This is a genomic window from Clostridium intestinale DSM 6191 (assembly GCF_900130055.1).
GTDB classification, from domain to species: domain Bacteria; phylum Bacillota; class Clostridia; order Clostridiales; family Clostridiaceae; genus Clostridium_T; species Clostridium_T intestinale.
This window is the reverse complement of record NZ_FQXU01000012.1, coordinates 30,466-42,462: the sequence shown is the minus strand read 5'-3', so window position 1 is coordinate 42,462 and position 11,997 is coordinate 30,466. Positions and strand designations below refer to the sequence as shown.

At 30.3% G+C, this 11,997-nt stretch carries 12 protein-coding genes and 1 tRNA gene; 12 read left to right on the top strand and 1 reads right to left on the bottom strand.

The features are described 5' to 3' along the window. The first annotated feature begins 45 nt into the window (after positions 1–45). The 3 genes from BUA92_RS17335 (at position 46) to BUA92_RS17325 (ending at position 2,370) form a co-directional block, all read left to right on the top strand. Positions 46–888: a hypothetical protein gene (locus BUA92_RS17335; RefSeq protein ID WP_073021679.1), complete on the top strand. Its 843-nt coding sequence runs from the start codon at positions 46–48 to the stop codon at positions 886–888. 71 nt (positions 889–959) lie between these two features. Then, the gene (locus BUA92_RS17330) at positions 960–1,223 is read left to right on the top strand and encodes a putative Se/S carrier protein (protein WP_021803924.1); all 264 of its coding nucleotides are present in this window, start codon (positions 960–962) and stop codon (positions 1,221–1,223) included. A gap of 10 nt (positions 1,224–1,233) precedes the next feature. After that, a complete protein-coding gene (locus BUA92_RS17325) occupies positions 1,234–2,370 on the top strand; it encodes an aminotransferase class V-fold PLP-dependent enzyme (protein WP_073021677.1) in 1,137 nt (378 codons plus the stop codon). Between the two features lie 49 nt (positions 2,371–2,419). On the opposite strand, the gene BUA92_RS17320 is transcribed toward BUA92_RS17325, so the two are convergent. After that, on the bottom strand, positions 2,420–3,949 hold the full coding sequence (locus BUA92_RS17320) for a coiled-coil domain-containing protein (protein WP_073021675.1): 1,530 nt from the start codon (positions 3,947–3,949) through the stop codon (positions 2,420–2,422). A gap of 116 nt (positions 3,950–4,065) precedes the next feature. Between BUA92_RS17320 and BUA92_RS22890 the strand changes: the two genes are divergently transcribed. The 9 genes from BUA92_RS22890 to BUA92_RS17285 all read left to right on the top strand — a co-directional run bounded on the left by BUA92_RS22890 (position 4,066) and on the right by BUA92_RS17285 (position 11,993). Further along, complete coding sequence (locus tag BUA92_RS22890; protein ID WP_083553571.1) at positions 4,066–4,686, top strand: GTP-binding protein; 621 nt, start codon at positions 4,066–4,068, stop codon at positions 4,684–4,686. A 21-nt stretch (positions 4,687–4,707) separates the two neighbouring features. Beyond that, positions 4,708–5,595 carry a permease gene (locus BUA92_RS22885; RefSeq protein WP_083553570.1) on the top strand — a complete coding sequence of 296 codons (888 nt, stop codon included), beginning with the start codon at positions 4,708–4,710 and terminating at the stop codon, positions 5,593–5,595. A gap of 9 nt (positions 5,596–5,604) precedes the next feature. Continuing rightward, positions 5,605–6,345, top strand: coding sequence for a TIGR03943 family putative permease subunit (locus BUA92_RS17310; RefSeq protein ID WP_073021673.1), 741 nt, complete (start codon positions 5,605–5,607; stop codon positions 6,343–6,345). Positions 6,346–6,454: 109 nt separating this feature from the next. After that, positions 6,455–7,987 (top strand): ATP-binding protein, encoded by a 1,533-nt coding sequence (locus BUA92_RS17305; protein ID WP_073021671.1) that lies wholly within the window; start codon positions 6,455–6,457, stop codon positions 7,985–7,987. 14 nt (positions 7,988–8,001) lie between these two features. Further along, positions 8,002–8,682 (top strand): response regulator, encoded by a 681-nt coding sequence (locus BUA92_RS17300; protein ID WP_073021669.1) that lies wholly within the window; start codon positions 8,002–8,004, stop codon positions 8,680–8,682. Positions 8,683–8,890: 208 nt separating this feature from the next. Next, complete coding sequence (locus tag BUA92_RS17295) at positions 8,891–10,309, top strand: flavocytochrome c (RefSeq protein WP_139259373.1); 1,419 nt, start codon at positions 8,891–8,893, stop codon at positions 10,307–10,309. Between the two features lie 24 nt (positions 10,310–10,333). Beyond that, positions 10,334–10,678 carry an FMN-binding protein gene (locus BUA92_RS23630; protein WP_139259372.1) on the top strand — a complete coding sequence of 115 codons (345 nt, stop codon included), beginning with the start codon at positions 10,334–10,336 and terminating at the stop codon, positions 10,676–10,678. Positions 10,679–10,954: 276 nt separating this feature from the next. After that, on the top strand, positions 10,955–11,728 hold the full coding sequence (gene lgt / locus BUA92_RS17290) for a prolipoprotein diacylglyceryl transferase (RefSeq protein ID WP_073021667.1): 774 nt from the start codon (positions 10,955–10,957) through the stop codon (positions 11,726–11,728). 175 nt (positions 11,729–11,903) lie between these two features. Then, a tRNA-Ser gene (locus BUA92_RS17285) sits at positions 11,904–11,993 on the top strand. Positions 11,994–11,997 lie beyond the last annotated feature (4 nt).

Genomic DNA, 11,997 nt, shown 5'->3' with positions numbered 1-11,997 from the left:
TGAAACTAATATAGAATCCTATAATTTTAATAAGGAGGATAAAAAATGCAAGATAATTTTGAAGTTAATGGTTTAGCAAGGCAACAAGAAATCATAGATGAATGTATAATAGCTAAAAAAGTATACGGAAAGTGTAAACAAAAAGATTGTTTAAGCACTTTTTCTCCTAACACTTGTTGTGGTTGTTCTAGCCATGAAATCTCTAAACATGGTGATTTAGATCCTATACCTATAACAGCGTTAGCGCTAGCAGCACCAGCTATAAACCCAGCTATTATAGCTGTTCTAGTATCCAATGTTCCTGGGGACTCTTTAGCATTTACTGAACCTGTAACATTATTAATAGTTGATTCAGTAATTACTGGAATTACAACTAGTGTTGTTCAAAGTCCATTCTGTGAAAATGGCTATTGGAATGTAAATATAACTTATAATTTTACTATAACACTAACTGTTACAACTGCTGGAGGAGTAAGTGAAACTTTAATTGCAACAACATCTTTCAGTAAGGTTGCTTATTTATTTGGAGGAGAAACAGGAAATTCAACTATTTATACTTTTGACTCAACAACTGTTCCTCAATTCGTTATAAATCCAGAAGCACCAAACGTATTTGTTCAAGCAATTGTTAATCCATTAGCAGCTACTTTAGTTCCTATAGATGTTGAGGGCGTTCTACAATATGTTCCTAATGCAGTAATAGGATTGTTTACTATAATTAAACTTTATAGAATTGTTAATTTATCAGTATCTTCAGCAGGACCTTGCGAGCTTCCAGATTGTGAAACAATCATTCCTGGAGACCCATGCAAGTATTTTGATACTTTAGATTTTCCAATGGATTGTTTTGATCCACCATCTTCAAATGATTATTTCTGCGGAGAATAAAGGAAGATACTATCAACCCCCTGTAAATTTAAGATATGGGGGTTGATTTACGTAATACAAAGGAGGCTGTTATGAAAATTGCTTATATAGTTGTTTTTTACTCTAATAGTGAGTGCCTACAGCTTTTTAAGATACTAAAGAATAAAGAATTTGATATAAGTATGATTGCAACACCATGCACAATTACAGCTGGTTGCTCTCGTGCAATAGAATTTACTGAGAACGATCTTGATAAAGTAATAGAGGAGATTAAGAGCAATTCAATAAGAATTAGAAATGTATATAAAAGAGTGATTAATGGGAAAAGCCTACGTTATGTTCTTGTGAAGATATAGGAGGATTTAAATGATATATTTAGATAATGGAGCTACTTCTTTTCCTAAGCCTCGTAGTGTATATGAAGAGATGATAAAGTGTGTAAGGGATTATTGTGCTAATCCAGGAAGAGGTGCTCATGATATGTCTATAAGATGTGATATGGAGATATATGAGTGCAGAGAAAGGATAGCTAAACTTTTTAATATAGATAATCCATTAAATGTGATTTTCACAGCAAATGCTACAGATGGATTAAATATAGCTATACATGGGTTATTAGAAAAAGGAGATCACATTATTACCTCTTACCTTGAGCATAATTCGGTATTAAGACCTGTTAAGCAAAAAGAGAGACAAGGAGTTGAAGTATCTTTATTAAAAGGTGATAAAGATGGACTTCTTTCAGTAGATGAAATAGAAAAAGAAATTAAATCTAATACTAAAGCTATAATAATAAATCACGGTTCAAATGTAATTGGGACAATTCAAGATATAAAAGCTATTGGGGACTTGGCTAGAAGGAATAATATTAAGTTTATAGTTGATGGAGCTCAAACTGCCGGAACTATAGAAATAGATATAGATAAGTATAATATAGATCTTTTAGCGGTACCTGGACATAAAGGTTTATTAGGCCCTCAAGGAACAGGAGCTTTGATTATAAATAAAAATGTTGCTTTAAAAGAGCTTAAGTACGGAGGGACAGGAAGTCAATCACATAGCTTAGAGCAACCTCAATTTTTACCTGATAAGTTTGAGAGCGGGACTTTAAATACACCAGGAATTGTAGGTTTAAATAGCGGACTAAAGTTTATTGAAGATGAGGGTATTAACAATATAAGAATAAAAGAAAAGACTCTTGTAGATTTTTTATTAGGTGAATTTGAATGTATGCCTTTTATAGAATGTTATGGGACAAATTCTAAAGATAGCTCAGCTATAATATCGATAAATATAGAAGGTATGGAAAGCTCTGAAGTAGGAAAATTATTAAATAAAAAAGATATATACGTAAGGACTGGGTATCATTGTGCTCCATTAGTGCATAAGGTTATAGGGACTGAAAAACGGGGAACCGTAAGGATAAGTCCAGGTTACTTTAATACACTTGATGAAATGAAGCAACTATTGATTGAATTGAAAAAAATATATATCAATAAATAAATATTAAGGATACTGAAATTTCTAGAATCAGAAACTTCAGTATCCTTCTCTATTCAAAAAATTTTTTTAATATAGAGCCTCTTGAGGTCTTTAAGGTCTCAATTTCGTTTTGCAAAGTTTTTATCTCCAATCTGAGGTTTGATATAGTGGATTCTTTATCTAATAATTGAAGTTTAAGTTTAGATACAGTATCACTATTTTCTTGTAATAAGGTAATCCTATCAAAAAGCTCCTTGTTGCTTAAAGTCAAAGAATCTATGACTTTACGCTTATCAGATAACTTCTCTTGTAGGTCAGATACAATACTATTTAAGTTTTTTATTAGGATGTCCTTATCCTTTAGTCTTCTTTCATATTCCTGAACTGTAGAAGAATTTTTTCTTAAGGAATCTTCTTTTAAGGCTCTAATTTCATTATCTTTGGATTCAACAGTTGTCCTAGTTCTCTCTAGTTGAGATATGTCATTTTTTAAATTTGAAATATCTAAATTTAATTTGTTTATTAAGCGTTCTTTTTCAATAAGTTGCCTTTCATAATATAAGGTTGTATCCACTTTTTTTGTCGCGGCACTATGTTTAGGTTCATTATTTATAACTCTTGATATTAAAGATAATACTGAATATTTCAATTTATTATTTTCATATAATATAAAAGCAGATGTAAAAGAAACGCTATCCAAATCACTTTGAACAATATATTTTTCTATTTTGCTTTCTTTAGAATAAGGAATAGTATCTATAGATATTAGATCTCCGCCAACAGATAAAAGATTTAGAAATAATTTATTCTTAAAGGTATAGGTTAAGTAAAAGTGGTCTTTTTCATATATAAGATATGAATAGTTATTTACATTTTCTGTTGTCTTTAAAGTTTTTCCTTTGAAAACATTGTCTATTATAATTCCATATCGCAAGAAAGAATTATAATTGTCCTTTATAGAATAACTAAGAGCTGATAGATTATTTTCTCCTAATATAAATGAATAATCATAAGGAAGAAGAGGAGATTTATCTAAAGTTATGAATGATCCCCAGGCATATTTAGTAGGTGAAAATGCTCTATAACCTATATAGTAGTCTTGAGATTTCTTTAGATATAATACAATTAAATCAGTAGAGTTAACAGTAGCTATAAAGGGAAAATCAGTAATTTTTTGAATTCTATCAATTAAAACTGGTGCAGTTATATACAAATTAGAATCAATTATTCTATGATAAAGGCTTAATGAGCTATTATCGTATCTTGTATATATTAAATTTAACGAGTTATTTAGAGAAATAACTTGAATATACTCCATATCAAAAGAGTAATTTAATAAAGTATTTTCTCTTATGCCTAAGTCACTATAAGTGTAAAACATTAAGGCTTTAGTTGAGGATATAGCTAATATATAGATATATCCATTGTTACTCAAAATAACCGAAAGTAACTTATGACAGTCTTTTATTAAAGAAACCTCCTCTCCAGAAGAATCTTCTTTCAATATTGTATAACAAATTTCGTTTTTATAGTTTTTATAAAATGCCCATAACTCTTCATTTTTCATGATTAAAAACTCATCTTTTTTATATGAAATCATATTTCCTCCTAAATAATTAATTTCCTTATAAAATATATGATAAGTAATAATGTAATATTTAAAAGAATATAAATATTAAAGTAAATATAGGAAAAATATTTATGTGAGGGCGTAGAATGGCAAAAAAATGCACAGTAGAAATAGTAGGCGGTTTTTTATCCTGGGGTAAAACTTCATTTATTAATGCTTACTTGGAAGAAACTTTGACTAAGGATGAAAAAGTACTTATTATGCAGTGTGAAAAGGGCAACACAGAAATAAGAGATGATTTAAAGTCTGATGATAGAGTTGTTATAAAGGAATTTAGAAGCAACGCCCAAATAGATAAGAGAGTGTTAAATAGAGCTATAAACTTTCATGAACCACATAGAATAATAATAGAAGCAAATGGGGTACAAACTGTAAATAATCTTATAGAAAATGTAGATGCATCAAAAGGAACTTTAGGGGCTTTATTCGTAATTGTAGATGGAAGGATTATTGAGATATTTCTAAAAAGTATGGGAGCTATCATATTATCTTACATTCATAGAGCAAATATGATAATAATAAATAATTGCGGAGATCTTCTCGATGAAAAAAAGAATAAGGTTGAGGATACTATTATGGGTCTAAATAAGGATTCATACATATTGATAAGTAAATCAATAGATTCGCTACAAGAAGAAATTAAAAGCAGCAAAATAATAAGTAAGGGAATATACAAAATGATAACGGATTATTTTAAAAATATGTGAATAGGGGGTGGGTAAGAATTAATGGCTTTAAATGATATGTTTAAAAGTTTTTGCGTTTTATTTATTGGGATATTTATAGAAGCTATTCCTTTTATTTTAATAGGTGCTTTAGTAGCAGGTATTATTACCACCTTTTTGACTGAGGAATTAATAAAGAAAGTTCTACCTAAAAACAAGTTAGGAGGAGCCATAGTAGCATCACTATTAGGGCTCTTTTTTCCTCTATGCGAATGTGCCACTGTTCCAGTAACTAGGGGACTTGTAAAAAAAGGTGTTCCTACAAACATAGCAATTACATTTATGCTTGCTGCACCTATAGTAAATCCTGTGGTTATGCTATCTACATATCAAGCATTTGGTCAAAGTGCTAAGGTTTTGTTATTAAGGGTAGGTATAGGGATAGTATTAGCCATAATTATTGGTTTTTTATTAGAGGTTCTAAATAATAACAAATATGTTCTAAAAGAAGGAAATATAAGCTTTACTTGTGACTGTGGATGTGAAGAACTTAAAAAAGAGAAAAGCCTTAAGGTATTAATAAGACATATAGGTGAAGAGTTATACAGCATAGGTAAATATTTAATAATAGGAAGTACATTAGCTTCTTTATTTCAAGTGGTAATACCCACTGATATTGTAAATAGACTAGCTGTTAATAAATTGTTAGCTGTAATTGTTATGATGGTTTTAGCTTATTTATTATCACTTTGTTCTGAGGCAGATGCTTTTGTTGCTAGAAGCTTTTTAACTCAATTTTCATTAGGTCCAGTTATGGCATTTTTAATACTTGGACCTATGTTAGATTTAAAAAATAATTTAATGCTTTTTAGTGGGTTTAAGAAAGGGTTTGTGTTTAAACTTATGTTTTTAGTATTTTCTTCATGTTTTATAGTAGGTTGCTTAATATAGGAGGTATGGATGAAGAAATTTAATTTAAATGAATTTATATGGTTTTTGTGTTTGACATTTATTGATTTGTACTTGATATACTTATTAAAAACTGAAGGACTCTACAATTATGTGCATCCCAAAATGTTTTATTACACTGTATTTGCAATAATATTGATAGGAATTATTTCTTTGTTTCAATTAACTAGAGTATTCACAATTCCTTCAAGACAAGGGGTTAAAAAAGGTTATGGTATTTTTTTTATCGCTTTTATTTTGATGATGTATGGAAGAGAAGTAAGTGGAATAGAAGCTACTGAATATAAGGGAGTAACACTAATATTAAACAATCAGGATATACATGAAGATAAAGAAAGTCATGAAAAGATTAATGAGACGGGAATAATTAAATTTGATAAAGAACATTTTTTTTGTTACTTTGAGGAGCTTCAGGAGAATCCTAAAAGTTATTTAGGGAGAGAAGTCGATATAAGTGGCTTTGTATATAAGGTAGAAAAAGAGAAGGGGATTTTTTATCTAGGTAGAAGTGTACTTAATTGTTGTGTGGCTGATTCTCAGAACTTAGCATTAGTATTTAAGGCTGATGAAGCAAACATGCCAGAAAAAGGACAGTGGCTTCAGGTAAATGGAGTTATAAATGTTAATGAAGTAGAGTATAAAGGAAACAAGGTAGCCTTACCAACTATTAAGGTGAAATCAACAAACAGAATTCCAAATGACCAAAATGAATTCTTATATAAAGAAGCTTGAATTAATCTTATAGAAGCCCCTTTTGGGGCTTAATTTATTTCCCTGTTATTATGAACCCACGTTTTTTGTTATACTAGTTTTATTAGAGTTTGTTACTTAGGAGAATAATATGAAACTTGGAAATAAAATAATGTTATTAACTATTGTAGTAATTATGGCGGTTATAGGGGTAATTTCTAACTTCGCCATGAAAATGGTTAGAGATAAAGTAAATGCAAAAAATGAAAACTATCTATTAGATACTGCTGAAGCTGTAGCTTCTGTACCACTTATAGAAGATGAACTTGAGAAGGGTGTTAATAACTTCAAGATTCAGACATTTACAGAAAAACTTAATTTAAAAATGAAGGTTAATTTTATAGTTGTTATTGATATGAATGGAATAAGGTATTCTCATCCATTAAGACAATACATAGGTATGCCTTTTGAAGGTGGAGATGATAAAAGAGTACTTGAAAGTGGAGAAAGTTACATATCAGAGGGTCTGGGGAGAATAGGATATTCAGTAAGGGCTTTTGCTCCAGTTTATAAGGAGGGTATACAAGTAGGTGCTGTATGTGTAGGGATTTTAAAAACTGACTGGAAACAAGAGGCAACATCTTTTATGTACAAATTAATTCCCTATATAGGTCTAGCTTTTGTAATAGGTGTTATTGGGGCATATGCTCTTTCAAATAACATAAAGAAAACTATATTTGGATTAGAGCCAAAGGAAATAGCTCTGTTAGTTGAGGAAAGAAAAGCGGTAATAGATAATACAAATGATGGTCTAATAGCAATAAACACTAAAGGGGAAATAACAGTATTAAATAAAAAGGCAAAGGAAATTTTAAATATAGATGATAAAGAATACATTTATCCAATCATATTAAATAATTTAAAAGAAGTGCTTAAAACTGGAGAAGAGTATTATAATAGAACTGAAAAATTATCTGATGATACTATAATATTAAGTAATTATAAAGGTATCACAGGCAATGAGGGAAATATAATAGGAGCTTTAGTTAATTTCCAAGATAGATCATTAGTAACTAAAATGGCAGAGGAGCTTACGGGTATAAAGTTATTAACTTGGGATTTAAGGGCACAAAACCATGAATTTATGAACAAACTACATACTATTGCTGGATTAATTCAATTAGAGAGATATGATAAGGCTTTAAAATATATTTTTGATGTATCTGAGATGGGAAATAAGGTAGTAGAATCTCTTAAGAAAATAGAAGATGTGTCTATACAGGGATTGATTTTAGCTAAGTACCATAAAGCCCAGGAAGCAAAAATAAAATTCATAATAGAAGAGGGATGTAATCTGAAAAAAGAGCGTGAGAAGGTAGGAACTCATGATTTACTCACCGTAATAGGAAATCTTTTAGATAATTCTATAGATGTATTAAAAGATAAAGAAAATGGAGAAATGTCTATATTTATATCTGAGGAAGATAATATTATAATACAAGTAAGAAATAATGGTGAGGCTATAAAGGAAGAAATAGGGATTAATTTATTTGATAGAGGATTTACAACTAAAAACGGTGATAGAGGGTATGGTCTATATAATGTAAAAGAAATACTAGATTCTTTAGGTGGAGAGATAAGCTTTACCAGCGGGAAAATAACAGAATGGAAAGTTAAAATATAAGAGGGGATGATTATTTGATAAAGGTTATTATTGTAGAAGATGATCCTATGGTAAGAGAGATAAATAAAGAATTTTTAGGTAAAATCGATGGCTTTAATGTAATCTATGAATGTTCAAGAATTAAAGAGGCTCAAGAGTTTTTATCAGAAAATAGCGTAGACCTAATCTTGTTAGATGTTTTTTTACCAAATGGGAATGGAATTGATTTATTAAAATGGGTAAGGAAAAATGATATTAATTGTGATGCTATATTAATAACAGCAGAAAAAGGCGTTCAAAGTGTTGATGAATCCTTTAGGTATGGAGCGGTTGATTATTTAGTTAAGCCATTTTCTAAAGATAGATTTAATGAGGCGTTGATAAAATATAAAAATAGACATGATAAGATGAGTTCTTTAGTTGATTTGAAGCAAGAGCATATTGATAAATACATAGTTAACAGTGAAAATTCTAATGTAAGTAAAAAAGAAACTGTAAAAGGCTTAAGTTTAGTAACTTACAATGAAATATGGAGAACAATAAATAATAATCCGGCTAAGGAGGTTACGGCTGACAGCTTAGCTGATGAGGTGGGATTAGCTAGAGTTACAGTAAGAAGATATTTAGAATATATGGTTGAGGAAGGAAAAATGGAATTAACTTTAGAATATGGAAAAGTAGGAAGGCCTAACAATTACTATAGATTAAAAAAGTAGCGGAAGCTACTTTTTTTTCTTATATATGTGAATAAAATAACATGGAAAAACTAGTTTTCTCAATAAAAGATTAAATGAAATCATTTAACTAGTAAAAAAGCTGTGAACAAAAAGACCAAAATAAACAATAAGAGCAGAATATTGTTTGTTTATTAATTAACAAATATACTCTAGGTGTAGAAAAAAACTTTTACAGGGGGATACAATAATGAAGAAAAAGATTTTAGAGGTAATGATGGTTTTGACAATTGCTATACCAGTCTTAGCGTTAACTGGATGTAAAAAAACTGAAAGTGCTGATGTAGTAGTAATAGGTGCTGGCGGAGCAGGGCTTTCAGCAGCTGTACAAGCTAAACAAGATGGTGCTAAAAATGTTATAGTTTTAGAAAAGATGCCTATGGTTGGAGGAAATACTAACAGAGCTACAGGTGGATTAAATGCAGCAGAAACTGAGCAACAAAAAGAAAAAGGAATAAAAGATAGCATAGAAACTATGTATGAAGATACAATGAAGGGTGGATATAACAAAAACAACCCAGATTTAGTTAGAAAATTAGCAAATGAAGCTAAAGATTCTGTTGCATGGTTAACTAAGTTAGGAGCTGACTTAAGTGACGTTGGAAGAATGGCGGGAGCAACTAACTATAGAACACATAGACCTACAGGTGGTGCAGCAGCAGGAGCAAGCATAGTAAAAACATTAAAAGAAGCAGCGGATAAAGAAAAAGTTGATATAAGATTATGGAATAAAGCTACAGAGATAGTATTAGATAAAGATGGAAAAGTATCTGGAGTTAAAGCTACAGATAAAGAAGGAAAAGAATATACAATAAATACGAAGGCAGTTATACTTACAGCTGGTGGTTTTGGAGCAAATGAAGAAATGATTGTATCGTATAATGCGAACTTAAAAGGATTTGCAACTACTAACCACAGTGGTGCTACAGGAGATGGTATAAAGTTAGCTGAGGCAATAAATGCAGATTTTGTTGACATGGCAGAAATTCAAACTCATCCAACAGTTGTACCGGATAAAGCAGTAATGGTAACAGAAGCAGTAAGAGGTAATGGAGCTATACTTATAAATAAAGATGGTAAAAGATTCTGTAATGAGTTAGAAACTAGAGACGTAGTTTCAGCTGCAATACTAGAACAAAAAGATAAATTAGCTTATCTATTCTTTGAAGATGGATTAAAAGAAAGTTTAAAAGCTACAGAAGAATATTTTAATATGGGACTAGTTATAGAAGCAGATAATCTAGAAGAATTAGCAAAGAAAATAGAAGTAAATCCAGCATCATTAACTGAAAGTGTTAATAAATACAATACAGGTGTTGAATCTAAAAATGATGAATTTAAGAGACCAGACCTTCCAAGACAGTTAAACAAAGGAAAAGTTTATGCAATTCCTGTTACTCCAGCAGTTCACCACACAATGGGTGGAGTTAAAATAAACACAAATGCAGAAGTTATAAATAAAGATGGAAATACAATCCCAGGATTATATGCAGCAGGAGAAGTTACAGGTGGAGTTCACGGTGGAAATAGATTAGGTGGTAACGCATTAGCGGATATAGTTACTTATGGAAGAACAGCAGGAAAAAATGCAGTAACATTTATAAAATAATTTATAATTTGGAGGATTCATATAGTGAAAAAGTTAATGAGATTAATGAGCATATTAGTGGTTTTAAGTGTTTTGTTTGTTGCATGTAGCAGCGGCAAATATAAAGATGGAACATATACAGGAGAAGGAAAAGGAGCTTCAAGTAATATAAAAGTTGAAGTAACTGTAAAAAGCGGTAAGATAGATAATATAGAAGTTCTTGAGCATAAAGAAACTGAGACAATTATAGATGGTGTTAAAAATGAATTAATACCAAATATAATAAAAAAACAAAGTACTGAAGATGTAGAAGCTGTTAGTGGAGCATCGTCTTCATCTCATGGAGTGTTAGAAGCAGTTAACCAAGCTCTAGAAGGAGCTAAAAAATAGAATCCCTTAAAGAACCGTTACAATTAAATTTGTAGCGGTTTTTTATTTTATAGGAGAATATAAGAAGATAAGAGTATAAGAATATATCTTCTTATAAATATAGATTGTTAAGAATATATAGTGTTTATGAGCCTTAGAGCAGACTCGATATAAAATAGAATAAATATAAAACTGTATTAATTTCTATCATTATAGAATACACTTCAAATTCTTCATATAAATTCTATAAAAATGTGGTATCATAGAAAATATAAAAAAAGTATGGAGGAGAAAGACATGAATCCAGTTGCGTTTGATTTATTTGGAATAGAATTTAGATGGTATGGAATTCTTATTTCTTTAGGGATTATACTTGCATTTTTATTAGCGTATATAAATGCGCCTAAAAGAAAAATAGATTTTGAGAAATTAATTGATATATTTATAGTGGCATTTCCACTAGCGATAGTGGGAGCAAGAGCTTATTATGTTATATTTGAATTAGATTATTATAGAAATAATTTATCTGAAATTATAAATATAAGACAAGGTGGCTTAGCTATACATGGAGGTCTTATTGGAGCTATGCTTGGAGCTTTTATATATACGAGATGGAAGAAGATATCTATGTTAGATTATGCAGATTTAGCAGCACCATCAATAATACTAGCTCAAGCATTAGGTAGATGGGGAAACTTTTTTAATTCTGAAGCGCATGGTGGAAAAGTGTCAGAAGAATTTATAAGTAAATTTCCAGAGTTTATTCAAAAAGGAATGTATATAAATGGATCTTATTATAATCCAACATTCTTATATGAATCTATTTGGAATGTTCTTGTGTGTATATTTTTAGTGTGGATATATAGAACATATAGAGGAGACCTTAAGGGAAGATTGTTCTTTGCTTACTTTGCATTATATTCATTAGGAAGACTGTTTATTGAGGGTTTAAGAACAGATAGCTTATACTTTATGGGAATAAGAGTAGCCCAATTAGTAAGTGTTATAGGTATAATAGTTGGAGTTATATATATAGCAGCTGTAACTTTTAGAGAAAGAAATAAAGCTTAAGATATATGGGAATAGTTATTGATAGCTATTCCCATATAGTTTTCAATAAGTGAAAACTTACCACAGGTCTATTTTAGTATAATGCCTTGACTCAATACTTTTAAATTGTTATAATGGAATACGTGTCAGGAAATTAGGTGATAACCTAATACACCTAGAGGAAATGCACTGATATGGAGAGATGTCTGAGCGGTTGAAGGAGCTCGCCTGGAAAGCGGGTGTAGGGGAAACTCTACCGGGGGTTCGAATCCCCCTCTCTCCGCCATATG